Here is a 26,830-nt window from a genome sequence, read left to right on the forward strand (position 1 = left end):
GTCATTCGCTACGCTCACCCTACGGTCCGACCTTCTGTCGCTGCTCCGCTGCGCTGCAACAGGCCCGGGTTTATTGCACCAGCATGTGCATAAATTCATGCACTGGCATGGAGGCTAGGGACTGGGGATTATTGCAGGCGCCGAGGATCCGTTCCGCTTTGGCTGGGGGGAAGCAGGTCAGCAAATTCTGATGGAACTTGCTCTTCAGCACGGGCATGCCCTCCTCCCTGCGACGTCGATGCCCTATCGGGTACTCCACCTCTGCCGTATCCGTCTTTGTGCCGTCGCTGAAAAATACCTGTATCGCATTAGCGATGGAGCGCTTTTCCGGGTCCAGGTAATCGCGGGTGTACTCTGCGCTTTCCACGATCTCCATTTTATTCCGCAGCGTGTCGATCATTGAATTCTTGGCGTGGAAGTTGTCTTCGTAGTGGTCGGCACTGAGGCCTCCCATGATCAAGGGCACGGCAATCATGTACTGCAGGCAATGGTCCCTGTCCGCCGGGTTGGCGAGCGGTCCCTCTTTGGAAATGATGCGGATGGCAGATTCATGGGTGGTTACGACAATTTTGTCGATCTCATCCAGGCGATTTTTTACCTCCGGATGCAGCAGTACCGCAGCCTCGCACGCCGTTTGCGCGTGAAACTCGGCCGGGAAGCGAATTTTGAAAAGGATGTTTTCCATCACGTAAGAGCCATAACCGCGCTGGAAGCTGAATTGGCGTTTCTCATCCGGCTTGATGGCCTGGTCCTTGTTAGTCTTGCTGAACAGCACATCGTAGAAGCCCCACTGCGGGGCGGTGAGCGCTCCTGGAATTCCCATTTCGCCACGCAGAGCGATATCGGCGAGGCGTACAGCCCGGCTGGTGGCATCCCCCGCTGCCCAGGATTTTCGTGAGCCGGCATTGGGGGCATGGCGATAAGTACGCAGTGCCTGGCCATCAACCCAGGCATGGGAAACCGCAGACAGCATTTGCTCCCGATTGCCACCCATGAGGTGTGAAACCACCGCGGTGGACGCAACCTTGACCAGCAACACATGATCCAGCCCAACGCGGTTGAAGGAGTTTTCCAGCGCCAGCACGCCCTGAATTTCGTGGGCCTTGATCATCGCTTCCAGAACAGCCTTCATGGTCAATGGCGGCTCACCGTTTGCTACCCGTTTTTGCGAGAGATAATCGGCTACCGCCAGAATGCCGCCCAGGTTATCCGATGGATGCCCCCACTCTGCAGCAAGCCAGGTATCGTTGTAATCCAGCCAGCGGATCATGCAGCCGATGTCCCAGGCCGCTTTTACGGGATCCAAACGATACGGGGTGCCGGGAACCCGAGCGCCATGAGGCACCATGGTGCCCTCCACTATTGGACCAAGGTGTTTGGTGCATTCAGGAAAACGCAGGGCAAGGAGCCCGCAACCGAGGGTGTCGAGCAAGCAATAGTGCGCGGTTTGCCAGGCCTCTTCCGATTCGATGCGGTAATCGCGAACGTAGTCGACAATGTCCTGAATGACTTGGTCGTAATCGGGTCGCAGATTCTGGTCGGCATTGCTGGCCATGGTAGAAGCCTCCCTGGATAGGTTGGCTTTCAGGGTCTCCCCCGGGATGGCAGAGGGTCAAGCATTGAAGGAGGTTAATTGAGCGGCTTTTACAGTTGTAGGCCGGGCTCACCCAAGCGTACAGAGAGGAAAGCCATAACCCAACAGTGGATTTGTCGGATTACGGCTTCAGGCTATACATGAAGTGGCGTTAGCTGTGATGAGGCACGCCTACATCAGATGCTGTCCCCGGGAATGCGAACATTGCCTTCCATCAAAACACGGGCGCTACGGCTCATGCTGGCTTTGGTGGCCGTCCACTGTCCATCGACCTGTTTGGCGCCCGCGCCAACCCGCAGCGTACCCGACGGGTGACCGAAGGTAACGCTGTCGCGCTCGCCACCGCCGGCCGCCAGATTGACCAGGGTGCCCGGCACTGCCGAGGCACTGGCGATGGCAACGGCAGCGGTGCCCATCATGGCGTGGTGCAGCTTGCCCATGGACAGCGCTCGCACCAACAGGTCCACATCCTCTTCACCAATTTGCTTGCCACTGGAGGCGGCGTAGCTCTTGGGCTTGGAGACGAAGGCAATCTTCGGGGTGTGCTGTCGCGCTTCCGCTTCTTCGATGTTGTCGATCAATCCCATGTGCTTGGCACCGTAGGCACGGATCGTTTCAAACCTCTGAAGCGCTTCCTCGTTTTCGTTGATGTCACCCTGCAGCTCGGTACCGGTGTAACCGATATCTTCTGCGTTGACGAAAACGGTAGGAATACCGGCATTGATCATGGTGGCCGGGAAAGAGCCGACGCCCGGGACTTCAAGCTCATCAACTACATTACCGGTGGGGAACATGGCGCCCTCCCCGTCTGCCGGGTCCATAAAGTCCACTTTTACCTCGGCGGCCGGAAAGGTTACGCCGTCCAGTTCAAAATCACCGGTTTCCTGGACTTCACTGTTGGTGATGGGAACATGGGCAATGATGGTTTTCTGGATATTGACCTGCCAGATGCGCACAACGGCAATGCCGTTATCGGGGATACGGTCAGCAGACACCAGGCCGTTATTGATGGCAAAGGCCCCGACGGCGGCGGTCAGGTTGCCACAGTTGCCGCTCCAGTCTACGAAAGGCTTATCGATGGAAACCTGCCCAAACAGATAATCCACATCGTGATCGGCCTTTTCGCTTTTTGCCAGGATCACTGACTTGCTGGTGCTGGACGTGGCGCCCCCCATGCCATCAGTGTGCTTGCCATAAGGATCAGGGCTACCAATCACCCGGAGCAAAATCTTGTCGCGGGCTTCGCCGGGAACCTGTGCCGCTTCAGGCAGATCCGTCAGGCTGAAGAAAACGCCTTTGCTGGTCCCGCCGCGCATGTAGGTGGCGGGAATTTTAATTTGTGGTGCGTGAGCCATGGTATTGCTCCTTAAAAAACCCCGGCGGGATCGCCCGGCGGGGTTGGATGTTCGCGTGCTAGCACACTCCTACAGAAAGTCTGGCTGTGGGAGCTCTCTGTGTCCTTTGGGTATGCCTGCAAGCGAAAAGATCGCCTACAGGCAGGTTTCCACAGGGACTTCGGCCTTAACCCGCTTCCGCCATGAACTCGTTGGCGAATTTTTGCAGGATGCCGCCAGCGGAATACACGGACACTTCTTCCGCCGTATCCAGGCGACACAGCACCGGGATGCGCTCTACGTCACCGTTGGCACGGTGCATTATCAGTGTCAGCTCAGCTCGCGGCGCTGGAGTGCCTTCCACATCAAACGTTTCCGTACCGTCGATGTTCAAGGTGTTGCGCGTTGTCCCTTCCTCGAACTGCAAAGGCATCACGCCCATGCCGATCAGGTTGGTGCGGTGGATCCGTTCGAAACCTTCAGCCACGATGGTTTCCACCCCGGCCAAAGCCACGCCTTTCGCCGCCCAGTCACGGGACGAGCCCTGACCATAATCCGCGCCGGCGATGATGATCAGCGGCTGCTTGCGCTCCATGTAGGTTTCGATAGCTTCCCACATGCGCTTCACTTCACCTTCCGGCTCGACCCGGGCCAGAGACCCCTGAATCACATTGCCATCTTCATCCTTGACCATTTCGTTGAACAGTTTCGGGTTGGCCAGAGTGGCGCGCTGTGCCGTCAGGTGATCGCCACGGTGGGTGGCGTAGGAATTGAAGTCCGCTTCCGGCAGCCCCATTTTATCAAGGTAAGCGCCGGCGGCACTGTCTAGCAGGATCGCGTTGGACGGTGACAGGTGATCCGTGGTGATGTTGTCCGGCAGTACCGCCAGTGGGCGCATGCCTTTCAGTGCACGGGCTTCTGCCATAGTGCCTTCCCAATAAGGGGGCCGACGAATATAAGTAGACTGTGGACGCCAATCGTACAACGGGCTCGCTGCACGCACGCCATCGCCCTTCTTCTCGAACATGGGAATGTAGGTCTTGCGGAACTGTTCCGGCTTCACCGCCGACTTCACGATCGCGTCGATCTCTTCATCAGACGGCCAGATATCCTTGAGCATGATCGGGTTGCCGTCCTGATCGTGACCCAACACATCCTTTTCGATGTCGAAGCGAATGGTGCCAGCGATAGCGTAAGCCACCACCAATGGCGGCGATGCCAGGAACGCCTGTTTGGCGTAAGGGTGAATACGGCCGTCGAAGTTACGGTTGCCAGACAACACCGCAGTGGAATACAGATCCCGTTCGATCACTTCTTTCTGGATTTCAGGATCCAGTGCACCAGACATACCATTACAAGTGGTACAGGCAAAGGCCACCACATCAAAGCCTTGCTGTTGCAGTTCTGGCAGCAACCCGGATTCTTCCAGGTACATTTTTACCGTCTTGGAACCGGGAGCCAGAGAGCTTTTCACCCAAGGCTTGCGCACCAGACCCAGCTTGTTCGCATTACGGGCCAATAAACCCGCCCCAATGATGTTGCGCGGGTTCGAGGTGTTGGTACAGCTGGTGATAGCAGCGATGATGACTGCCCCATCCGGCATCAGGCCCTCTTCCTGCTTCCATTCCTTGGCAATGCCACGGCTGCCCAGCTCGGAGACCGGCAGCAAAGAGTGAGGATTGGAAGGACCGGCCAGGTTACGACCAACGGATGACAGATCGAACGACAGCACGCGTTCGTATTCCACTTCTCTCAAACTGTCAGCCCACAGGCCGGTTTCCCTGGCAAATTTTTCCACCAGTGCAACCTGATCATCTTCACGGCCAGTAAGGCGCAGGTACTCAATGGTCTGATCATCGATAAAGAACATGCCAGCGGTAGCACCGTATTCCGGTGTCATGTTGGCAATAGTGGCGCGATCACCTACGGACAGGCTGTCGGCACCTTCGCCGAAGAATTCCAGGTAGGCACCAACAACACGTTCTTTACGCAGGAACTCGGTCAATGCCAGCACCAGGTCGGTACCGGTGATGCCCGGATGCAGCTTGCCGGTCATCTCAACACCAACGATATCCGGCAGACGCATCATGGACGGGTTACCGAGCATGACGTTTTCAGCTTCCAGACCACCCACGCCTACAGAGATGACGCCAAGCGCATCCACCATGGGGGTGTGGCTGTCAGTGCCCACACAGGTATCCGGGAAGGCCACACCATCGCGCACCTGTACCACAGGAGACATCTTTTCCAGGTTGATCTGGTGCATGATGCCGTTACCCGGCGGGATCACGTCCACGTTATCGAACGCTGTCTTGGTCCAGTTGATAAAGTGAAAACGGTCTTCGTTACGGCGCTCTTCCACCGCGCGGTTCTTCTCGAACGCGCCCTCTTCAAAGCCGGGATGCTCTACCGCGAGGGAGTGATCCACAATCAGCTGCGTTGGCACGACCGGATTGACCTGCGAAGGATCACCGCCTTTTTCAGCAATGGCATCACGCAGGCCTGCCAAATCCACCAACGCGGTCTGGCCAAGAATGTCATGGCAAACCACTCGGGCCGGATACCAGGGGAAATCCAGGTCGCGTTTGCGTTCGATCAGCTGCTTGAGCGCATCGGTCAAATCCTGTGGCGCACAGCGGCGTACCAGCTGTTCTGCCAGAATTCGGGAAGTGTATGGAAGTTTTGCATAGGCCCCAGGCTGGATCGAATCGACCGCCGCACGGGTGTCGAAATAGTCCAGCTCGGTGCCGGGAAGGGTTTTGCGGTATTCGGTGTTCATAGCCTGGGACTCTTTTTGACTGTGCTTTCAGAATGGGCTTGGGATTAGATGAAACTGTGGGAGTCTGCCTGCAAACGAAATCTTTCGTCTGCAGGCAGACTGCCACAAAAGGCTATCAACCTCGCTCTGCGATCGGGGTAACGGCACGCAGTTCTTCACCGGTGTAATCCGCGCTTGGGCGAATAATGCGGTTGTCTGCACGCTGCTCCATTACGTGGCCAGCCCAGCCGGTCAAGCGGCTCATCACAAAGATCGGTGTGAACAGCTTGGTCGGGATGCCCATAAAGAAGTAAGCGGAAGCATGGAAGAAATCGGCGTTACAGAACAGTTTCTTCTCGCGCCACATGACTTCTTCACAACGCACAGAAACCGGATACAGCACGGTATCGCCCACATCCTTGCCCAGCTTTTCCGCCCACTGCTTGATGATGGCGTTACGCGGATCGGACTCGGTGTAGATCGCGTGACCGAAGCCCATGATCTTCTCCTTCCGTTCCAGCATGCCCATCATTTCTTTTTCGGCATGATCCGCATCGGTGAACTTCTCGATCATGTCCATGGCCGCTTCGTTGGCGCCACCGTGCAGCGGGCCGCGCAAAGTACCAATGGCACCTGTGATGCAGCTGTGGATATCAGACAGTGTGGAAGCGCAAACACGGGCAGTGAACGTAGAGGCATTGAACTCATGCTCTGCGTACAGAATCAGCGAAACGTTCATCACACGCTCATGCAGCTCGTTGGGCTTCTCGCCACGCAGCATGTGCAGGAAGTGCGCACCGATAGAGGCATCGCCAGTGTTTTCGTCAATACGCACACCATCGTGGCTGAAGCGATACCAGTAACAGATGATGGACGGGAAACAGGCCAGCATGCGATCGACACAAGCTTCCTGGGTCGGGAAGACACCCATCGTGCTAGTGTCTTCCTGTTCCAGATTGCCCAGCATGGAACAACCCGTCCGGATCACGTCCATGGGGTGAGCCTCTTTCGGGATCTGCTCCAGGACGGTTTTCAGCTCCGCCGGCAGGCTGCGCAGACCTTGCAGCTTGGTCTTGTAGGCATCCAGTTCGGCCTGGGTCGGCAGCGCGCCCTTGAGGATCAGGTGTGCGACTTCTTCAAATTCGCAATTTTCCGCCAAATCCTTAACGTCGTAACCGCGGTAGGTCAGGCCAGAGCCAGAAACACCTACAGTGGAAAGTGCGGTTTTACCGGCTACCTGGCCACGCAGGCCCGCGCCGCCGAGTTTTTTTGCTTCTGCCATGATCTATCTCCTTTTGAATCTTTTGTTCAACCGCCGTGGCGGAATCTTTTCTGTAGGAGCGGCGCTTGGGCCGCGAAGGGCTGGCAACGTTGGTCGCTGGTTCGCGGCTCAAGCGCCGCTCCTACAATGATCGTGTTCGCTTAGCCCTTGCCCTTGGCGAAGAGTGCGTCCAGTTTCTGCTCGTAGTCGTGGTAGTTCAGGAAATCATACAGCTCCATACGTGTCTGCATGATGTCTACCACGTCTTTCTGGTGGCCCTGCTCACGAATGCTCTGATAAACCTGCAAAGCGGCCTTGTTCATGGCCCGGAAGGCGCTCAGCGGGTACAGCACCATATCGGCGCCCGCTTCGGCCAGCTCTTCGCGGCTGAACAGCGGCGTCGCGCCAAATTCGGTTATGTTTGCCAGCAACGGCGCATCGCCCAGGCCTTTCTTGAAGGCTTTATAATCTTCCAGGGTATGTACCGCTTCTGCGAAAATGCCGTCAGCGCCCGCGTCGATACACGCGCGTGCACGCTCAATCGCTGCCTCCAGACCGTCTTTCTGGAATGCATCAGTACGGGCAATGATGAAGAAATCATCGTCCGTCTTGCCATCAACAGCAGCTTTCACCCGGTCGACCATTTCATCCTGGGAAACGATTTCCTTGTTCGGACGGTGACCGCAACGCTTCTGGGCCACCTGGTCTTCCAGATGCACCGCGCCAGCGCCAGCCTTGATCATTTCTTTCACTGTGCGGGAAATGTTGAACGCCCCACCCCAGCCAGTATCAATATCAACCAACAGCGGCGTTTCCACAGCACTGGAGATACGGCGCACGTCTTCCAGCACATCATTCATGCTGGTCATGCCCAGGTCCGGCATACCGTAACTGGCATTGGCCACACCGCCACCGGACAGGTAGATGGCACGATAGCCAACCTGTTCCGCCATCATTGCCGCATAGGCGTTGATGGTTCCCATGATTTGCAGGGGCTTTTCTTCCGCGAGCGCTTTACGGAAGCGGCCGCCGGCGGTCAGGTTTGCTGACATGGCGTTCTCCTAGTTATCCGATTTCAGGTTTTCCGCCTTGTGAGCGGCATATTGGGTTTCGATGTTCTTGCGGGCACTACTGATATGGCGGCGCATCAACAGCTCCGCCATCTCACCATCGCGGGCTTCAATGGCTTCCACGATACGGCGATGTTCGTTAAGGGCTTTTTGCGGGCGATTGGCCACCGAGCTGAACTGATAACGGTACATGCGCACCAGATGGTAAAGCTCACCAATCAGCATCTGGCTGAGGGTCCCGTTATGGCTGCCCTGGATAATGCGGTAGTGAAAATCCAGGTCACCCTCGCGCTGGAAATAGGCGGTGTCCTGTTGCAAATCCTGCTGTTGCTCATGCTGGGCCAGCACGTCATAGAGGCCGCTGACTTCCTCCGCTGACATTTGCTCAGCGGCCAATCGCGCCGCCATGCCTTCGAGCGCTTCGCGTACATGGTAGATTTCGATCAGATCATCAAAACTCAGCGAAGCAACACGGGTACCCACATGGACAACACGCTCAAGCAGCTTGCGGGACTCAAGACGTCGAATGGCCTCGCGGAGTGGGCCACGGCTGACACCGTAACGACCGGCCAGCTCGGTTTCGCTGACTTTGGAACCGGGCGGAATCTCGCCACGCACAATATCGTCCTGCAGGCGGGCAAAAACCCGGTCCGCCAGGGTACGTGCAGATTCTGGTGCAGTAACAGACATAAAACAGCCCGATTGTTGACAATTTCAACGACCGGGCTGGACTTTACGCCCTCACGATAGGGACTTCAAGGGCAATTGTTGACAATGACTGACTTAAACCATCAAGGCGCCAGAGGATCGCAACCACCGCCGGGGGCACCAGCGAAGAACTGGACGGCCCCCTGGGAAATGGCCACCAGCATCTCCTGCTGGTCTTCGGTGAGATCGTTCACATTATTGGTCTCGTCAGGCCCTGGTGCAGGCAAGGCATCAATCCACTCTTTCTGCTGGATATAGGGATAATAGCCATCGACCCAAAGGGCGCGAAGACCAGCATCAAAATTGTCATCCCCGGTACGATACATTGGCGTGCAGGCATCATCGAGATCAACACGCCCCTCGATAGTCACCCCAAAGTTCGCAGTGACATCCGGCTGAGCCGCATCCGGCGCCAACAACAGCGAGATGTTGGCAGAGTTTGAATCAGTCAGCGTGCGGGTAACAAAACCCACCGCCCAGCTGTTGGCTGCACTGGTCGGGCAAGTGCCATCCGCTGGGCCAGCCATGACCACACCGTAATCCGGGCTGGAGATATCGCTAATCACATCCAGGCAGAAAACGGCGCTGCCATAGTAGTCCGCACGAGGCTGTTCGTCCGTTACGCTTTTTGCGTTGATTTCGGCGCGATAGTTACCGCTACCATCCTCCGCTGCCTCAATGTCTAGATTGGCAATTTCGGTACAGTCAGCAGGATCGTCCTGGGACAGACAGGCACGCATCAGGCGTACAGTAAAGGGGCCTGCCAGCGCCAGATCATCGATCACGGTCTCATCTGGCTCAGCCTGGGGCGCGGCTTCCAGCTCACCGGACAACGGCAGATCAACGGCATCGCCAACCAGTGTCCCGGTCAGATTCCCTTCGTCATTACTGGCCAAAGAAGAGGCCTGGCTCGGGTAGTTCAACTCGATATCCGTCTTCCCAACCCCGTTTTCTGGCAAGAAATTATTGTAAACAATCTTGTTGAGAAAACGCCCCTGAACCGCCAGGTCGGTATCACCACCGGGCTCAATAGAAACCACCGAGGCATTTTCGAACTGCAGCTTTTCGTTCACTGCCGTAGACGCAGTAAACGCCACTAGCTCCTGCTTGAAATCCGCCTGAGTAGAGCCTCGTGCGGCCAAACCAAGCCCCATGACTTTACCGTTTGGCAAGATCAGCGGTGGCTGCCCCAAAGCTGTGTCATTGGTCAGGCGACCCGGCAAGTTAATGGTAACGATATCTTCACTTGCGGAAGAGGACGGGTTGTCATCCCGGCAGGTGATAATGAGACAAGATCGAAAGCTGTAGTTACCGGCAGCAGTATAACCATTGGCTCGCTCTACCTTGGCCAGTGGCACATTAGGATCCGGATCCATCCCGGCCAACGAGCCGGAGGTCAATTGTGCATTAACCGCAACAAAGAAGGGATCCCAGTCACTGCGAAAATCGGCGTAAACAGCAGTATCAAGAGGTTGCTCATAGGTCTCGGGGTTATTGTCATAAACCTCATGAGCCGCAGTCGGAATTTCCACGACGTCGGGTGTCGCCGGATCCACATCCAGGCCCTGGATCAACGCAGCCACATTGCGACTCTGAGCGTCAGAGGCGGGTTCCCGGAATGGCGAGTTTTTCAAATCGGCCACCGTGACGGCATAACGGGTATAGGCCTCTTGGCTAGGGAATTCGATGCTGCCCAGAGACAAGTAGTTACCTTCAAACAAGGCGTTACCAATCAGGAACTCCACTCCCTGAGCACCATCAGGACACAACGCATTGAACGCCGGTACGGTGACCACATTCCCGTCGGAATCCACCGACTGCTGGTCCGTCGCCGAGGTAAAGAACACCACATTGGTGCCGGTACAGGTATATCCCAGATTGCTCACATGGGGGCCCGCCAGCTCAATCAGCACATCCCCGCGCGAAGAGGGATCACACCCTGCTCCAGCCGGACATCCCGGCACAGTTGCGTCGGAAAAGTCTTCACCGCCATTACACCCGGCTAGCGCCAGAGAGAGCGTGGTCAGGACAAAAAGAAATCGCATATCGGTTTCCTGTGCATTGCGTGGGGTTCGTTACGCTCTTTAAGGGGCCGTCAGAACCAACTCACCAGCCGTCACCTGTTTCAACCCGTCGGTGCCAGGGCGGTTTTCAAAATAAGGAAGAAAAACAACCAGATAGTATTGACCCGGTTCCCTTTCAACGGTTCCCTGCAAGTAGCCATAGCGGTACCAGGTTTCCGGGTACTTACGGCTGAACGGCTGGTCTACGAGCATGACCGGCAAGCCGTTCTTGTCCAGCCAGAGCAACTCAACAGCGAGATACCCCTGCTTGCGAATAAACGCCATCAGCGATACGCGGCTTACCTCATCAGGGAATGAATAAATTCTGGCCCGGTAAGCGGATTCCCCCACCAGAACGGGAGTGTCTGACCCAAAAGCCAGTAGCGCCTCCTTACCGGATTCCAGACTTTGCGCCTCTTCAAGCAAATGCTGGCAACAATCAGCGCGCAGGGCACGATAAGTTTCCAGGTAGTCACCTGAATCCAGGGTTTCATAAGGCGCCGGCGCCGAGCTGGCGGCCTCTCGTTCAGCCCCCATGTCCAGAGGACGACTCACCAGCTGACCTGTTTCATCCACATAACTGATGAAACGGTCGTTCTCGCGGGCCTCCAGCTCCTGGTCCACCTCGGCGCTGGGGCGGTAGTCTTCCACAGACTCACGATCAGAAGAACCCCTGCTCGGTGTTTTCTGACTGGTGGCAGAATCAGCAGCCACAGCAGAGTCGCTTGATGTACCGGTCTTGCCTGACGTGGTCGGACGCTCGAGAGTAACCAGATTTCCCTGTGCATCCGTGTAGACGTACAGCCCGCCCCCTCCGGGTGCGCGCTGGGGCTCACTTTGACTGATGCTTTGCCCCTGACTCTGGCAGCCGGTCGCCAGCGCCACGAGCAGCAAGATCGGCAGGCGCATCAAAACTTGGTTCTGAATGCCAGGCCGACCATCATGATCCTGGCCTCGGTTTTGATATCCAGCCCGGCATAGGGGTTGTACACCACATTGTCGATACCGGTACAGTTGGCTGCACAGCTGGTATCCGCAGGAATTTCATCCTTGCTGTGAAGCATGCCAATACCCAAGTCGATATCGGTATCCGTGTCCCATTTGTACCCCATCCCCAAGCTGTAATAGCGCGCCTCGTTGATCGGCACCATGGGGCTACGGCGCTCTTCAGGAATCGCCGACGCACGGGGTTCATAGCCTGCACGCAGCTGGATACGGCCAGTCAGGTCATAGGCGGCACCAAAGGCCAGATTCCAGGTGGACTGGAAATTCAGCGGATAACTTAATTGTGTAGACGTGGATCCGGGCGAAAACAAACGCGCCAGACTCAGCACCGCAGAACTGCGGTCGAAGACGATATTAAACGCATCCCACTCCTTGTAGTCTGCCCAAACCGCGTCCACATTGAACTGCAAGCGCTCAGTGGGCTTGATCTTGATACCGGTCTGGAAGGTAGCGGGCATGGTCAAGTCCATACTCACCGAGCCAACTTCTTCACTGCCGATCCGTGAGGGAATCCCCAATACCGCCAACGCCAGTGCGCCTGTAGCAGAACTACCGATACCATTAACGGTTTCCTGGGTCGCATTGGAATAGGAAATCTTGTAATCCCCTTTCATGTGCGTCTTCGCTTCAGAGCGCCACACCGCCCCCCAGGCAAACCGATCGTTCGGCTCCCACAACACACCCAGGTTATAGGAGGGACTGAATCGCTGATCCATGGAGACTTCCAGTGACGCCAGGTTCTTGAAAGGCCCCAGCCCTTCATCCGGATTACAGATCCCGAACAAAATCAGATCCAGTGCGATATTGGACTCACCAGCAAAGGGCGCACAAATACTTTCATCAATCACCCGGGCAAAGCCCAATAATTCATTGGGCGCGCGGAAATCCTGCTCCAGCGCAATGGCCTGGTAACTCATGCCGATGGATGCACCAATAGAGAGTTCGTCATTGACCTGGTAGGCCACTGAAGGAGACAAGTAGGTAATACGCTCAAGCGCCACACGCTCGCCCATATAGTTACCGACATCATCTTCATCACGGTAGAAACCGGCCGCCATCGGCAAATATGTAGCCGTACCGAAAGTGAACTTGGACCCTGCCGGGCGAATGGAAAATGCCGGTAGCGGCCCGGCGATCAGTGGCCCGGGGGGCAAATCCACCGTATCGTTAATAAACGGAACATACAGCGATATCCCCTCTACCGAGCTGGTGGCCGTCTTGAAGCTACGGCAATAGTCCACGCCATCGTCCGGCACATCATCACAGACCACGGGATCATCGGAGAAGCCAAAGACATTGTAATCTGGTGGCGCAGAGAATTCAGATTCCAGAGAGAAATCGGCGCCGACAAACTGCAGATCCACACGCCGACCGTCCAGCCGAGCCAGGCCCGCAGGATTAAAATGGATAGACATGACCCCAGGCGGATCCGCGGTGACAGCATGCCCCATACTCATTGCCTTCACATCAATAGCAATGTTGTTGGCTAACTGCGCATGAGCAGAAACGGCCAAAAAACCTGCCACCAGGACGAGAATACGCACGCCGAGCCCTTTATTCTTGTTGTTCATGGCTAGCCCCTTCCAACTGCTTATCACGGCTTATGCCCCGGGTTTCAGGCCTGAAAAATCAATCGGCAAAGAAAGTCCAAGCAGCACATCAGGGGAATCTTCCGTCAAGCCGAAGCCGAAACTGAGGTTGACGATGCGGTTGCTGGAAGTTCGAAGCCCCAACGAGGTATTGATAACACTGGAGGTGGAGTCTTCCGATGCCGCCGTATAATCCTCGAAGAGAAAATTGGTTTCGAAGTTATACGACTGCTGATAACTCGCACTCAGCGACACCTCATAGGACAGCGAATACGCCAGACCCATGGAAAAGTTAACGCTGTCGCCAGGTTGCACTTCATTGAGAATCTCGCCACCCCGAACCTGGTTTAGCCCGGTCGCATCAAACGCATAGGTATAACCGAGCGAACCGAACAGCACGACCGGATCGATCACCTTGCTGGCGCTGACCCCTGCCCCCACAGAATAATAACCAGAGCCGCTGGACACCTCTTCATTCACGTTGATGTCATAGGGGCTATCGCCAGTAGGCGTGCTCAGCGTCGTATACAGAGTGGTATTCATGGCCCCCGGTTTCACCGGGAAGGGCTGATAACGCAGACTGAAAGACACATCCCCCAGTGCAGCCTGGGAGACATCTTTCTGCGTGTCATATTTGTAGGATACGGGCAGACGGGTGTTGAACGTCAGGTTATTCCAGATACCGTAATCCAGCGACAGCGCTGAAGAAAATGCATGCTGCGCATCCTGCTCAATACGAAAACGGCTGATGTCGCCGGTATTTTCGTCAATGGCAATGTCGATTCGGTCATCACGGTAGTAGTTGTAATTGGCCGAAAAATTCAGCGACATTTCGCCACTGGGAAGCAGTGAGTATTGCTTCTCGGCCGCCTGGAAGACCTCTTCCAGGTTTTTTTCCTGGGTCACGTCCTCGTCAGTGGTCTGCAGGGCTTCTCGGGCTTCGTCAACCTCAGCGGCCCAGGCAACATGGTGCGCCAACAAGAGTGCGGCCATGGCTGCCACCTTCCCAGACATCATTTTCATGCAAGCCTTCCTTTATTATGTTTGTTATACGCCACTGCAGGCTGTTGTTATTGGCGGAAGTAGGTTCGTGTCGGCACGTTGATGACCCTCTTCTCCCCGTCATCCTCTGTGATCTGAACCCGGGTTAGTGTGCTGGCCTTATCTGCCCAATTCTCAATCGGTGCGGTAAACACCGGAAACACATCAAACGCCAAACGATTAATGGTGCGCTCATCAAGCAAGCGCAGATCATAATCGGTGAGCTCCAGGCCATCCTGGGGCTCAAAACCGTTCGGGAACACGATGAACAACACGTTTTGGTCCCAGACTTCCTGGAATTTCGTTTCCGTAAAACTGATATTTCCCAGCGCCGGATCCGCCACATAAATATGACCATCCTGGTACTTTTTGAGCACGACGAAGTGTTTGAATCCGCCGTAGGCAATCGGAACAATAGCGGGGTGATCCAGAGACTGAATGTCGGACATTTCCGCCCGAAAACCACCACTGGGGTGGCCCAGTGCCGTGGCCAGACGCTTCATGTCGAGCAGAGAGAAACCGCGGCGCTCCACAATCTTGTCGGTTTCACCAAAGCGCAGCAGGCCTTCCATAATCTGGCGCTCCTGGAACTGCCGTCCCAGATACTGGTTGAGCACGGTGGTCAACGCTGCCGAGCCACAGGAATAGTCATACGCCTGTCGCGTCACGTTGTGGTAGCGGAACTCGGATACCGGTTTCACCACGAGATCACGCTCGCGTAAGGACACCGGTTGAGTCGGGTGTTCATAGTAGATTTCGCCCTTCTGCGGGGGCTTGATCACTACAGCCTCATTGGCGGCGAAGTAAATAAGCGCCACACCCAGCATGGAAGTCAGCATCTATGCAATCCAGCGTTATTGTTATTGTTTGTTTCTTATAGTGGCAGACATGTTAACCACGTCACCCAAGACTGGCAACCATGTTGATTCGCCCGAGGGGCAGACGGCTGGGCTAAACTGTCACCCTCCTGTATACATTAGTCGTGATTAATCGCTCCGCACGAAAAAGCACTCACCTGCCAAGCAAAAAAGCAGGCAACAACAGAGATTAACCTTAATCACTTCCACCCAAAGCTCGAAAAGTGCGTGCAGGACAGGCACCCACTCTTTGCATCTCACTGTTTTGCTGTTCCACGAAGCGGCGAAACTCCAGATTCACCGTGCGTTATCTACAAAAAAAATATGCCCAGGTTTTCACCTGGGCATATTTCATTTATGCAAAAAACACAGTTCTGACTGGCTTGTTACTTGCCGCCGATGCGCAAAGTAGTGCCATTCAGGTTCAGCCCTACAATCTCGATATCACCCAATGGGTTGGTAGATTCAGCACCCAGGCGTTGATTTTCGATACGCATATCAACACCACCTGCGTCACCCAGGGTGGTAAGAGCAACGACTAGGCCATCGTTTACTACATCCACATTGGCAGCGACCGTCAGATCTGCATTACCATTATTTTTAATTGCCAAGCTGTCAAAGAGAATACCGACATCCTCACCGGGTGTAGTTGGCACCGCATTAGCATCAAGAAGACCGCCATTAGTGACAGTAATACCATTGGTAATCGTGGTATCCAGCGCGATCATGGCGCCTTGAACTTCATTACCCAACTGGATGTTTAGGTTAGTTGCGCCAAGAGTAATGGTGCTGCTCTTGAGAATAGTGTTCGACTGAGTCCCGGCGACAATACCCCAAGCGCCAGTATCACGATCAGAGTCGGCAACAGAAAGATCGCCAGTTACGATTTCAATGTTGTTAGGCAGGCTTACACCTACGTTCAATACGCCAGCGCCGCTGTTACCGTCAGCATCGATTTCGATCCCAATTTCACCGCCATTGGTGTTGATCGCCATACCCTCAATAACGATCGCGCCAGAGTCGCCAGTCAGGCTAGAGCCAGTCAAACCATCTTTATCGTGAACGTAAACATCCAAGTTAAGGTTATTGGTGGTGATACCGATATTGATACCATCCTGACCGGTCACACCGGACAGTGCCTCATCCTGCATCGGCTCGAGAGCCAGGGCGCTCATCGGCGCGACGGCTACAGCGGCAGCCAGAGCAAGTTTCTTGAAATTCATATTGTTCTCCTCGTGTGCACAACGTTTTTTGTAATGCTTATGTGCGCCCCAGTCTTCGCAGAGCACACAGTTACGTTAACACAACAGTTACAAAAACAAATATGCCCGTTACAAAACGTTCGCGGCGCCAAAGCCAAAGCCAAGTCACTGTAATTATTCATCTTTCTTCTTTTCTAGAACAAGCGTAACAGGTTGGCCTGACTGGGACTGGCAGCCCCTTTTGTTACAACTGTTACCCTCAGTAACAGGAATGGGCATCGTTGCGTTACAGGGTTAGACTAGCCGCCTCACTTGATTCTGGCAGCCCATGACATACCGTTGCGTTTTTCAATCTGAAGGCGGCTTACGCTGGCTTGGCGAACCTGATGCGATACTGACAGCCCGGTCACTGGCAGAGCTTCAGCACTTGCGGGTCCGCGTGGAGCAAGCGTTGGCGGGAGAATATCGCTTCGCCGCAGGCGTGTTGCCCTATGAAGTCGGCTCCGTATTACAAGGGCTACCTGCCGCTCCTTTCACCGCCTGGGCATACCTGTATAAGGAAGCACCTGCGACACAACCTGACGGCACACTCACTGATACCGACGATTTTTCCCTCGCCGCGCCCTTTCAGGCTGAGCAAGACAGGCAGGCATACCTGAGCAACCTTGCCCGGATTCAGTCGTACCTTCAGGCCGGTGATTGTTACCAGGTGAACCTGGCGCAACGCTTTTCTGCTGTTTTCAGTGGTTCGCCCCTCAGCGCCTGGCTGGCATTACAACAGGCCCACCCTGCCCCGCACAGCTGCTATTTCGACACGGGCAACGGACACAGCGTGTTTGGTGTTTCACCGGAACGCTTTCTCTCTATTAAGGGCAGGAAAGTGGTGACTGAACCCATCAAAGGCTCACGCCCGCGCGGGCACTCACCCGATGAGGATGACCGGTTCGCGGCCGAGCTGCAGGCCAACCCCAAGGATCAGGCTGAAAATTTGATGATTGTGGACCTGCTCCGTAATGATCTGGGCATTAGCTGTGAATCCGGCAGCATCCAGGCATCCCCGCTTTTCGAACTTCGCCGGTTCAGTAATGTGCAGCACCTGGTGAGCACGATCACCGGCACACTAAAAGCCGATGTCACCCCTTTGCAGGCCCTGTTCAGTGCTTTTCCGGGCGGCTCGATCACCGGGGCGCCCAAGAAACGGGCCATGGAGATTATTGCCGAGCTGGAGCCCGTACCCCGCGGGGCTTATTGCGGCAGCTTCTTCTGGATGGATGACCTGGGCAATCTGGACAGCAATATACTGATTCGCACGCTACAAACCGAGGGCGACAGGCTCTATTGTCACGGCGGAGGAGGCATTGTGTTCGACTCGATACCCGAGGCGGAGTACGAAGAGAGCCGCTTCAAGGTTGCCAAGCTGATGGGCGCCCTGGAGGACAGGTTTCTGTAGCGGCCACAACAAGCAGTCAACACGCCAAACAGCCCCGCCTCACCAACGGAAAAGCCGCACCCAAAACTGGGGGCGGCTTTTCATTTTCAGGACTAACACACTCACTTCGCGTTGCTGCATGAAGCGTGTTGCGTGCAGCGTGCCCTAAAGCGGAATATCCCGCTCGCTGGCTTTGATGATCTCTTTCTTGAGGTCATCATAGCTGTGTACCGCCGGGAACTGCGGAAATTCGGCGATCACATTATCCGGGGCGTGGAACAGGATGCCCTGCTCGGCTTCACCCAGCATCGTGGTGTCGTTGTAGGAATCACCGGCGGAAATCACCCGGTAGTTCAGGCTGTGGAACGCAATAACCGAGGCCCGCTTCGGGTCCTTCTGGCGCAGTTTGTAGTCGGTGATCCGGCCTTTCTCGTCCACTTCCAGGCGGTGGCAGAACAGGGTCGGCCAGCCCAGCTTCTTCATCAACGGCTTGGCGAACTCATAGAAAGTGTCCGAAAGGATGATCAGCTGGAAGTTTTCGCGGGCCCATTCGACGAATTCCTTGGCGCCCTCCATCGGGTCCAGCGTATCGATCACTGCCTGGATGTCGGGCAGGCCGTAGCCATGCTCATCCAGAATCTTCAGGCGCATACGCATGAGTTCGTCGTAGTCCGGAATATCCCGGGTGGTGGCACGCAGTTCATCGATGCCGGTTTTTTCAGCGAAGTTGATCCAGATTTCAGGGATCAGCACCCCTTCCAGGTCCAGGCACAACAATTCCACGGTGTTTCCCCTTTGGGTTGATAAGGCGCGCACAATGTAGCCGCGCCCCGGGGGCTTTGCAACGGGGGAGCTAGGGCATACACATTGTGAACGGGAGGGGTTTACGGGAGGCGGTGCATATTGGGGAGCATCTAAAACGCCTCACCCACTCTGATTTCTGCGGGATGTTAGCGTCGAAATATTAGCGGATAGGTAGCTCTATGCCCTCGAACAAGGCCTCTCTTTCCTCCCGGTTGGGGGCCTTTATGGCAGCTTCTACCAACTCTCTGCTCAGATGAGGGGCGAATGCTTCCAGGAAATCGTACATGAAGCCCCGCAGGAAGGTGCCCTTGCGGAAACCGATACGTGTGGTGCTGGACTCAAACAGGTGGCTGGCATCCAGTGCCACCAGCCCTTTGTCTTCCACCGCATCCACCGCCATGTGAGCGATAATCCCCACGCCCATCCCCAGGCGGACATAGGTTTTGATCACGTCGGCATCTGCCGCAGTGAACACCACCTTCGGGTCCAGGCCTTTATCCACGAAGGCATCATCCAGTTTGCTGCGCCCGGTGAAGCCGAATACGTAGGTCACAATCGGGTATTCGGCCAGCGCTTCCAGCGTCAGCGGGTGCACGTCGGTGAGTGGATGCCCTTCCGGTACCACCACAGTCCGGTTCCAGCGATAACAGGGCATCATGATCAGATCGGAAAACAGATCCAGAGCCTCGGTGGCAATGGCAAAATCCACACTACCGTTGGCCGCCATCTCGGAGATCTGCATGGGCGTACCCTGATGCATATGTAACGACACATCCGGAAAAAGCCCGGTGAACTGGTGGATAACAGGCGGTAAGGCATAGCGCGCCTGGGTGTGGGTGGTGGCGATGCTGAGTTCACCACGGGATTCGTCACGAAACTCCTGGGAGACACGACGAATGGATTCCGTTTGCTGCAGGATTTCACCGGCAATCTGCAGGATCGCCTGCCCGGCTGGGGTAATATGGGTAAGGTGCTTGCCGCTACGGGCGAAGACCTCTACGCCCAGCTCGTCTTCGAGCATGCGAATTTGTTTGCTGATACCGGGCTGCGAGGTGTAAAGCGCCGCTGCGGTGGCTGACACATTCAGGTCGTGGCGGGCCACTTCCCAGATGTAGCGTAGTTGCTGCAGTTTCATCCCTGCCTCCGCATTGAAACCGTAATCGGTTATAAGAATATAATCGATTATTCATTCAACGCATAGATAACCGCGTTTACTGCTGTGCCGTCAAGTCTGTCTCAGCCTGTGAACCAGGTACAGCCTTTACTGTTCCCCCGCTTTCTTTTGATTGGAAATACCATGGGGCACGTGGCCTGCCGCCACATGTTCGGCCGCAGACTCACAGTGGCCCTGTTGGTCATCAAAGAACACATCCGCCCCAAAGGCACGCAAGAACTCCCCTTTGGATAACCCGCCCAGGAACAGGCTTTCATCCAGGCGAATATCCCAGTCCCGCAAGGTGCGCACCACTCGCTCATGGGCGGGGGCCCCCCGGGCCGTCACCAGGGCGGTACGGATTGGGCACTCTTCCACCGGAAAGCTGTTTTGTAACTGATGCAGTGCCGCCAGAAACGGCTTGAAGGGTCCGCCATTCATTGGCTTTCTGGCGGACTGGCGCTCATTCTCTGTAAAAGCTTCAAGCCCGGCGTTCTGAAAAATCTGTTCCGACTCATCGGAAAACAACACCGCATCACCATCGAAGGCGATACGTAAAATGCCATCCGGGCGCTGGCATTGGCCGCCGGACAGGATCGTCGCCGCCGCATAGCCTGCTTCCAGTACCTGCTGCACATCACCTGGGTCCGTGGACAAAAACAGATGGGCTCCGAAGGCCGAGACATAGCGGTGTGGACTCTCGCCACTGGCAAACGCCGCACGGGTAATCGGCAGCCCATAGTGGGCAATGGAATTGAACACCCGCAGCCCGGTATCGGAGCTGTTGCGCGACAAAAGTATGACTTCGACCCGCCCCTTGCCCTTCTCCAAATCATTAATGGCCAGGAGCTTTTGAACCAAGGGAAAGGCATCGCCCGGTTCCAGCAAATCATCTTCGTGCTGTACCTGGTAATCCTGAAAGGCTTCCAGGCCCTCCTCCAGATAAACCCGGTGACTGTCAGAAAGATTGAACAAGGCCCGTGAGCTGATCGCGATGACTAACTTGCCATCGAAGGTTACTGGCATAATTCCTATCTCAACCGGTGAGTATGTAAGCCAGTATCCTGTCCTGCTGCTGAAACCGCAACGGCATGGAGGTATAGCGGATGCTTCACCTGACCTGTTGGAACATTGCGGGACCGACAAGTGCCAGGAACACCTGGTGAAACCGGCTCCCCTCTCCTCTTTCGTTCAGAGATATTTACCCATACAGCTTTGCTTCAAGCATCCCGCGTGGAACCTGCCGCTACCCGATAATTGATCAATGGTTGTTCAACGTTCATATGTGGCATAAAGTTGCAACGGCAAGTGCGTTGATCTGGGCCATCGCTCATCCCGAGCCGGTTGGCCATTAACGAAATAATCCGTAGGGGAAAGGGAGTCATCCATGGCTGCTAGCAAGGTGAAAGATACCGTCGAGGAACTTCAGGCTCAGATTCGCAAGCTGGCTGAGCGCTTCGACAAGGAACGTGAGAAGCAGATCGCACAGTTGGAAAAGCAACTGGATAAAGTGCGTGACAGCCTCAATCAGCAACTGAAGCGCCAGCGCGAATATTTCGCCAAGCTGGAAAAGCTCCAGGCCGAATACCGTGAAAAGGCCACTACCACCGTCAAGCGTCAGCTCGACCGCGCCCGCAAAACGGCAGACGACACCCGCAAGCAAGTGGATGATTCAGAAGCTCGCAAGCGTATTCTGGAAACCGAAGTCAAGGTTCTCAAAGCCACCGCCAAGCAGGCCCACAGCCTGGCCCGCGTGATTGGCCAATATGAAAAAGACCTGGAAAAGCGCGCCAAGGAAATCGAGCGCAAGGTAGCGCCCAAGAAAGCAGCGAGCAAAAAAGCCCCTGCCAAGAAAAAGGCCGCAGCCAAGAAAGCGCCCGCAAAAAAGGCGGCTACCAAGAAAGCACCGGCCAAAAAGAAAGCCACTGCCAAGAAAGCAGCGGTAAAGAAGGCCCCCGCTAAGAAGGCAGCGGCCAGGAAGGCTCCAGCCAAAAAGGCGCCCGGAGCATCCTGATTTTGGCACCATAAAAAAACCGCCTACATGGCGGTTTTTTTATGGCTATTCGCTGGAAAAGAAGCATTCACTCCATTGATTGCTACCGGGAGCCAGCCGTACCGAGCAATGGCTCCATACCCGCCAGATAACGGATTTGATGCTGATCCGTATCACCGACCAGTTCACGCAAATTCGAATAGGTGCGCAACCCGATACGGTAAGCCTGCCCCGCTCGCTGGCAACTCACCACTTCAGCGGAAACACGCCGCAGGATCATGCCTGGAGAATAAAGATCAAGCTGCAAAACCCTGCCATTGCTGAACTTGATTGGGGAAGTGAGGCCGATACCGTAGCGGTTATAGTCCAACGCCTTGGCCCGGGTCATGAAACGCCACCCTCCGAACAGCCGATGGCGATAAATGTCGATACGCATTTGCGTGTTGATTCGTGCCAGCTTGCGGCGGTTTGCGCCGCGCGTTTCCCTGCTATCCATCATCGAACCGTATAAGCATGTTGTCGAAGTAATTGACCACCGCCTTCCTGGCGTTGGTATCCATCGCTGTCAGCCCCTTGTATGTCGCCGAGGCCGCAGCTTTACATATTGTAACACGAGCAGCAGACACAAGGGCACGATTTACCCGACCCAGTCGTAAACAAGAAACCGAGTTATCCATAAAATGCACCACGGCACCGTCATTAATGCTTTGCATCACACTCAATAATGGCTCTATCTGCCCCTCACCTTGCTGATACTCAAGAAACACCATGGACGCCTTTTCCGCCACCGCCGGTTCCAGTGGATATGCCGCGTAAACCCTACCGTTGAGGGTTTTTCTCAGCCTCTGGAAATAACCGGCCAGCGCTTGCTGCTCCGCCACCGTGGTATTACGAATCAGGCGCCCGACCAGACTATCAGCAGCCCGGTTAATAACCTTCATTGCCCCCAGAATCAGACGCGCAGCCGCTCCCTGAGCATTCGCGGCTTCGATGGGGCCCTTGAAGTAAACGGTTAACACAACATCAACAAACCGAGAGACCAACACCTCCAGCTCCACCACATGGGAGACTGCCGGCTCGCTCTCACATTTCACCAGATATGCATCAATGGCATCGCGCAGAGGAGCCGGGGCGGGAAAGGCGACGTGCAGGGTATTTTCATCCATACTTGAGAGACCGTATTAATAAAGGAGCCTCTGAATAACTCCTTGCGTACTCAGTCTTTCAGAGGCTCATACAAACATCGGGGCAGATGAACAGGCCTTTGTATCTGGCCATCCTGAAACACAACTGTCAGCAATGACGTGCACAGTTATGTCATGTGGCCCATCTTGGCTTGCCAGGAAGACACCGGAAAGCACATGGCGGTTTCACCGCCCCCAACAGAGCAGGAACACAGGGAAAGTGGCGAATCATACTGGAATATTCACGCCGGGACGGCTGCTCTACTGCCTGGCTTTCATGGCGTACCAGCCATTGGCTGCCCAGCAGCCCTTTCCCCTCGAATTGCGCCCCGCAGAGGGCACCTACCGGGTAGTGGTAAATGGCATTCCTGTGGGCCTTAACGCCACCATTCGCCTGGAAAAAGCCGAACCCGGCTACCGGCTGCATTTCACCGCCCAGAACCGGCTGTTCAGCCACGAAGAAAGCGCCCATTTCGACTGGCATAACTGCGAAGCCACCCCCTACCACTATGAACATGCCAGTGCCGGCTTCGGTATGCAGCGAGGCGGTGAAATCCGTTTCGACTGGGAAACAGGCCAAGCCCTGGGCAGTAAAGCCACCTACGCACTGGCAACGGACACTCTGGATGCGCTCAGTGTCGCCATGGTGGCACGCTGCCACATGGCCAACGGCGATGCTGCCTTCAGTTATGCCGTCGCCGAGCCGGATGGGATGACCGACTACCACTATGCATCATTGGGCACGGATTCACTGGAAACGCCAGCGGGCACCTGGCAGGCAACAGGTCTGGAGCGGGATTACGCAGAGCGGGGCCGCCATTCCGAATTCTGGGCCGCCCGGGAACTGGATTATTTCATGGTACGAATGGATCACCGGGAAAACCCTTTCATCCGCGGCCGTATCGAACTGACCGATTTTCGCTACCTGGATGAGCCTGACAGCAACACCGAACGCCAGGACGGCAACACCGTTACCAGCCGCTGAACGGCCTCGCCAACAACCGCAGCCTGCTCCTCTTCCAGCTGCCAACGGTAATTGTCCTGATTATAACGGGCCCGAGCGGTCAGCCCCTGGCGAACCTCTCCCCGATCAAACTGCTGGCAGGTCTCTGCAAACTGATGGACTGCCGCCACATCCACTTTCGGGGAAATATCCGCCGGCAGGCTGTCCAGCAAGGCACTGATGCGAATGGCCGCCTCACTCAGCTCGACCTGCTTCTGATCAATCGCGCGGCAGAGCACCTCAAGGCTATCGAGTATCTGCGTATATTGCGCTGCATTGCGATCCTGCTCCGCCAGCATGAGGGCCTTGCGATGACGAACCATCCAGCCCTTCCAGATCAGCAAACCAAGCACGGAGCCAATCAACAGTCCGATCACGATTGCCAGTACTATCTGCCCGGCCATGGTCATATCGGGTTCTCCTGGAAGACACTATCGGGCCGCTCGGGACCGCGCGCCTCCATCAATAATTTACGTTGCCATCAGGCCGGCGGTCACCTTTCTGATGCACAGTATGGAAATGACAAAATATACTTCATGAACAACGCATCTGCGCAGCGTCATCATGATTGAAAATTGCCGGTCATCACGCCATTGTACGTTCCACTGAGCGAACGTTCACACTATTCTCCGGAGGCCGATTGAACGCTGACCTGCCCGGGTGGCTCGCGCCACTGGCCCAACAACTGGAACCCTGGCTGCCGGCCCTGACCATCACCGGGGTGATCATGGCCGCGGCCTCACTGGTGGCCTTGCCCTGGTTCCTCGTGCGAATACCGGAAAACTATTTTACCCAGGCCTATTCGCCGCACCAAAACCGGGGAGTGGTTGCCTGGCTGGTGTGGCTGTTGCGCAACCTGTTGGCGATTTTATTACTGGTCGCCGGCATCCTCATGCTGATCCTTCCCGGGCAGGGCCTGCTAACCATTTTGATCGCCATCATGACAAGCACTTTTCCGGGGAAATACCGTTTGGAACGCGCTATTATGCGCCGCCCCGGGGTCTTCCGGGCCGCAAACTGGATCAGGGCCCGGTACCATCGCCGCCCGCTGGAACACCCGGACGCATTCAAGGAGTCCTCCCATGGCCATTACCCCAACGGTTAATAGCGCCGCCATTCGCTGGCACGGCGATCGCCTGCAGTTACTGGATCAACGCCACCTGCCAACGGAAACCCTGTGGCTGGATATTCTCGACAGCCAGCAAGCGGCAGACGCCATTCGCGATATGGTTGTGCGAGGTGCTCCGGCCATCGGCATCACCGCCGCCTACGGGCTCGCGCTGGAAGCCCAACGGTTGGGCGAGAGCGCTACCTTGGCCTCGCTACAGAATGCCATTGCCTGCCTGGCAGCCAGCCGCCCAACAGCCGTCAACCTGTTCTGGGCACTGGAACGATTGCAACGTGTGGCCGGCGACCTTCAGGGCAACGCCTTGTGCCAGGCGTTAACGGACGACGCGGAGAGCATTCACCGCGAAGACCTGGCCGCCAACCAGGCCATGGGCGAATTTGGGGCCGACCTGCTCCCTGATGGCGCCACCGTTTACACCCACTGCAACACCGGCGCCCTGGCCACCGGCGGGCATGGCACCGCCTTGGGCATCATTCGTAGCGCCTGGGCCCGTCAGCAGCTCTCCGGCGTCTATGCCGGCGAAACCCGGCCCTGGTTGCAAGGCAGCCGCCTGACCAGCTGGGAACTGCTCAATGACGGCATTCCCGTGACGCTGGTTGCCGATAGCTGCGCTGGCCAACTTATGCAACAAGGAAAAGTGCAGGCGGTTATCGTCGGTGCCGACCGCATCACCGCCAACGGTGATACCGCCAACAAGATCGGCACCTATAACCTGGCCGTACTGGCGCAGCACCACCAGATTCCTTTCATTGTTGCTGCCCCCGTTTCCACACTGGACTCTGCCCTGCCCGATGGCAGTCACATCGTGATTGAACAGCGTGATGGCAGCGAAGTGCGTGCCATTCAAGGCAAGCCGGTGGCCCCGGATAACTGCCCGGTGTACAACCCCGCTTTCGATGTCACCCCGGCGGCGCTGATCACCGCCATCGTCACCGAACAGGGCGTCATCCATCACCCGAATACTGAAAAGCTCAAGGCCCACCTGAGCCAGGTCAAGGATCGCCGCCATGACTGATCGCCCCTACTCCACCAGCGCATTCCGTGACGCCGCCCGCGCCCTGGCCGCCACCGGGCAACGCATTTATGCCAATGGCTGGTCCCCGGCCACCAGCAGTAATTACTCCCAGCGCCTGAATCCAGACTTTGCCGCCGTAACGCAATCCGGCAAGGACAAGGGCCTGCTCCGCGAAACCGACATCATGGCCGTAAACATGAATGGCCAACCGGCTTCCGTCGGCAAACCCTCGGCCGAAACCCTGCTGCATACCCAGCTTTACCGCTTTGATGCCGATATTCAGGCAGTGCTGCATACGCACAGTCATGCCTCCACCGTGCTGACCATGCACTGGCCCGCCAACAGCATTACGCTGGAAGGCTATGAGCTGCTCAAAGCCCTGGAAGGAATCACCACCCATGACAGCCGGCTGACCATTCCCGTCTTTGAGAACACCCAGGATATCGCCGCCCTTGCCGCCCAGGTGGACAAGGAAATGCGCGCCGGTCATATCAGCCATGCCTATCTGATCCGTGGTCATGGCCTGTACACCTGGGCGCAGGACCTGCCGGCCTGCTACCGTCAACTGGAAGCACTGGAAACCCTGCTGGCCATTGAGCTGGAGTGCCGTCGCCTGCGAGGTTGCTGACGCAGCCGGC

Annotated in this window: 24 protein-coding genes; 6 read left to right on the plus strand and 18 right to left on the minus strand. The window is 56.1% G+C overall.

Going from position 1 to position 26,830, the window contains the following annotated elements; all coding sequences use genetic code 11:
* Positions 1 to 70 precede the first annotated feature (70 nt).
* The 12 genes from CL546_RS00915 to filA all read right to left on the minus strand — a co-directional run bounded on the left by CL546_RS00915 (position 71) and on the right by filA (position 16,503).
* Positions 71 to 1,555 (minus strand): bifunctional 2-methylcitrate dehydratase/aconitate hydratase, encoded by a 1,485-nt coding sequence (locus CL546_RS00915; protein WP_290492412.1) that lies wholly within the window; start codon positions 1,553 to 1,555, stop codon positions 71 to 73.
* A 215-nt stretch (positions 1,556 to 1,770) separates the two neighbouring features.
* Positions 1,771 to 2,949: a 2-methylaconitate cis-trans isomerase PrpF gene (prpF, locus tag CL546_RS00920; protein ID WP_290492413.1), complete on the minus strand. Its 1,179-nt coding sequence runs from the start codon at positions 2,947 to 2,949 to the stop codon at positions 1,771 to 1,773.
* Between the two features lie 166 nt (positions 2,950 to 3,115).
* The gene (gene acnD / locus CL546_RS00925; protein ID WP_290492414.1) at positions 3,116 to 5,707 is read right to left on the minus strand and encodes a Fe/S-dependent 2-methylisocitrate dehydratase AcnD; all 2,592 of its coding nucleotides are present in this window, start codon (positions 5,705 to 5,707) and stop codon (positions 3,116 to 3,118) included.
* Between the two features lie 115 nt (positions 5,708 to 5,822).
* The gene (prpC, locus tag CL546_RS00930; protein ID WP_290492415.1) at positions 5,823 to 6,968 is read right to left on the minus strand and encodes a bifunctional 2-methylcitrate synthase/citrate synthase; all 1,146 of its coding nucleotides are present in this window, start codon (positions 6,966 to 6,968) and stop codon (positions 5,823 to 5,825) included.
* A 140-nt stretch (positions 6,969 to 7,108) separates the two neighbouring features.
* Positions 7,109 to 7,999 (minus strand): methylisocitrate lyase, encoded by an 891-nt coding sequence (gene prpB / locus CL546_RS00935; protein ID WP_290492416.1) that lies wholly within the window; start codon positions 7,997 to 7,999, stop codon positions 7,109 to 7,111.
* Positions 8,000 to 8,008: 9 nt separating this feature from the next.
* The gene (locus CL546_RS00940; RefSeq protein ID WP_290492417.1) at positions 8,009 to 8,707 is read right to left on the minus strand and encodes a GntR family transcriptional regulator; all 699 of its coding nucleotides are present in this window, start codon (positions 8,705 to 8,707) and stop codon (positions 8,009 to 8,011) included.
* Between the two features lie 101 nt (positions 8,708 to 8,808).
* Positions 8,809 to 10,770: a hypothetical protein gene (locus tag CL546_RS00945; protein WP_290492418.1), complete on the minus strand. Its 1,962-nt coding sequence runs from the start codon at positions 10,768 to 10,770 to the stop codon at positions 8,809 to 8,811.
* A 39-nt stretch (positions 10,771 to 10,809) separates the two neighbouring features.
* A complete protein-coding gene (locus CL546_RS00950; protein ID WP_290492419.1) occupies positions 10,810 to 11,697 on the minus strand; it encodes a hypothetical protein in 888 nt (295 codons plus the stop codon).
* Positions 11,697 to 13,364 (minus strand): OmpP1/FadL family transporter, encoded by a 1,668-nt coding sequence (locus tag CL546_RS00955; RefSeq protein WP_290492420.1) that lies wholly within the window; start codon positions 13,362 to 13,364, stop codon positions 11,697 to 11,699. The genes CL546_RS00950 and CL546_RS00955 overlap by 1 nt, the downstream gene beginning before the upstream one ends.
* A gap of 30 nt (positions 13,365 to 13,394) precedes the next feature.
* Entirely contained in the window at positions 13,395 to 14,405 is a 1,011-nt protein-coding gene (locus CL546_RS00960) for a transporter family protein (protein WP_290492421.1), read from the minus strand.
* A 47-nt stretch (positions 14,406 to 14,452) separates the two neighbouring features.
* Positions 14,453 to 15,262 (minus strand): C39 family peptidase, encoded by an 810-nt coding sequence (locus CL546_RS00965; protein ID WP_290492422.1) that lies wholly within the window; start codon positions 15,260 to 15,262, stop codon positions 14,453 to 14,455.
* Between the two features lie 404 nt (positions 15,263 to 15,666).
* On the minus strand, positions 15,667 to 16,503 hold the full coding sequence (gene filA, locus CL546_RS00970; protein WP_290492423.1) for a putative pilus system protein FilA: 837 nt from the start codon (positions 16,501 to 16,503) through the stop codon (positions 15,667 to 15,669).
* 307 nt (positions 16,504 to 16,810) lie between these two features.
* Here filA and CL546_RS00975 point away from each other — a divergent pair, with 307 nt between their 5' ends.
* Positions 16,811 to 17,932, plus strand: coding sequence for an anthranilate synthase component I family protein (locus CL546_RS00975; protein WP_290492424.1), 1,122 nt, complete (start codon positions 16,811 to 16,813; stop codon positions 17,930 to 17,932).
* 144 nt (positions 17,933 to 18,076) lie between these two features.
* On the opposite strand, the gene thrH is transcribed toward CL546_RS00975, so the two are convergent.
* The 3 genes from thrH to CL546_RS00990 all read right to left on the minus strand — a co-directional run bounded on the left by thrH (position 18,077) and on the right by CL546_RS00990 (position 20,894).
* The gene (gene thrH / locus CL546_RS00980) at positions 18,077 to 18,694 is read right to left on the minus strand and encodes a bifunctional phosphoserine phosphatase/homoserine phosphotransferase ThrH (RefSeq protein WP_290492425.1); all 618 of its coding nucleotides are present in this window, start codon (positions 18,692 to 18,694) and stop codon (positions 18,077 to 18,079) included.
* 181 nt (positions 18,695 to 18,875) lie between these two features.
* Positions 18,876 to 19,850 carry an HTH-type transcriptional regulator CysB gene (gene cysB, locus CL546_RS00985; RefSeq protein ID WP_290492426.1) on the minus strand — a complete coding sequence of 325 codons (975 nt, stop codon included), beginning with the start codon at positions 19,848 to 19,850 and terminating at the stop codon, positions 18,876 to 18,878.
* 126 nt (positions 19,851 to 19,976) lie between these two features.
* The gene (locus CL546_RS00990; protein WP_290492427.1) at positions 19,977 to 20,894 is read right to left on the minus strand and encodes a 5'-nucleotidase; all 918 of its coding nucleotides are present in this window, start codon (positions 20,892 to 20,894) and stop codon (positions 19,977 to 19,979) included.
* 361 nt (positions 20,895 to 21,255) lie between these two features.
* Between CL546_RS00990 and CL546_RS00995 the strand changes: the two genes are divergently transcribed.
* Positions 21,256 to 21,882 carry a hypothetical protein gene (locus CL546_RS00995; protein WP_290492428.1) on the plus strand — a complete coding sequence of 209 codons (627 nt, stop codon included), beginning with the start codon at positions 21,256 to 21,258 and terminating at the stop codon, positions 21,880 to 21,882.
* Positions 21,883 to 21,964: 82 nt separating this feature from the next.
* On the opposite strand, the gene CL546_RS01000 is transcribed toward CL546_RS00995, so the two are convergent.
* Together CL546_RS01000 and CL546_RS01005 are read right to left on the minus strand one after the other, a co-directional pair.
* Positions 21,965 to 22,297 carry a PilZ domain-containing protein gene (locus CL546_RS01000; protein WP_290492429.1) on the minus strand — a complete coding sequence of 111 codons (333 nt, stop codon included), beginning with the start codon at positions 22,295 to 22,297 and terminating at the stop codon, positions 21,965 to 21,967.
* 52 nt (positions 22,298 to 22,349) lie between these two features.
* On the minus strand, positions 22,350 to 23,027 hold the full coding sequence (locus tag CL546_RS01005; RefSeq protein ID WP_290492430.1) for a hypothetical protein: 678 nt from the start codon (positions 23,025 to 23,027) through the stop codon (positions 22,350 to 22,352).
* Positions 23,028 to 23,265: 238 nt separating this feature from the next.
* Between CL546_RS01005 and CL546_RS01010 the strand changes: the two genes are divergently transcribed.
* A complete protein-coding gene (locus CL546_RS01010) occupies positions 23,266 to 24,030 on the plus strand; it encodes a DUF3108 domain-containing protein (RefSeq protein ID WP_290492431.1) in 765 nt (254 codons plus the stop codon).
* Here the strand turns inward: CL546_RS01010 and CL546_RS01015 are convergent.
* On the minus strand, positions 23,967 to 24,458 hold the full coding sequence (locus CL546_RS01015; RefSeq protein WP_290492432.1) for a DUF2489 domain-containing protein: 492 nt from the start codon (positions 24,456 to 24,458) through the stop codon (positions 23,967 to 23,969). The genes CL546_RS01010 and CL546_RS01015 overlap by 64 nt on opposite strands.
* Positions 24,459 to 24,688: 230 nt before the next feature.
* Between CL546_RS01015 and CL546_RS01020 the strand changes: the two genes are divergently transcribed.
* From CL546_RS01020 to CL546_RS01030, 3 genes are read left to right on the plus strand one after another with little or no spacing between them, the layout of a single operon-like run.
* Entirely contained in the window at positions 24,689 to 25,153 is a 465-nt protein-coding gene (locus CL546_RS01020; protein ID WP_290492433.1) for a PGPGW domain-containing protein, read from the plus strand.
* Positions 25,131 to 26,192 carry an S-methyl-5-thioribose-1-phosphate isomerase gene (gene mtnA / locus CL546_RS01025; protein WP_290492434.1) on the plus strand — a complete coding sequence of 354 codons (1,062 nt, stop codon included), beginning with the start codon at positions 25,131 to 25,133 and terminating at the stop codon, positions 26,190 to 26,192. The genes CL546_RS01020 and mtnA overlap by 23 nt, the downstream gene beginning before the upstream one ends.
* Positions 26,185 to 26,820, plus strand: coding sequence for a methylthioribulose 1-phosphate dehydratase (locus tag CL546_RS01030; protein ID WP_290492435.1), 636 nt, complete (start codon positions 26,185 to 26,187; stop codon positions 26,818 to 26,820). The genes mtnA and CL546_RS01030 overlap by 8 nt, the downstream gene beginning before the upstream one ends.
* Positions 26,821 to 26,830 lie beyond the last annotated feature (10 nt).

It is taken from the genome of Alcanivorax sp. (genome assembly GCF_002726155.1).
Classification (GTDB): Bacteria; Pseudomonadota; Gammaproteobacteria; order Pseudomonadales; family Alcanivoracaceae; genus Alcanivorax.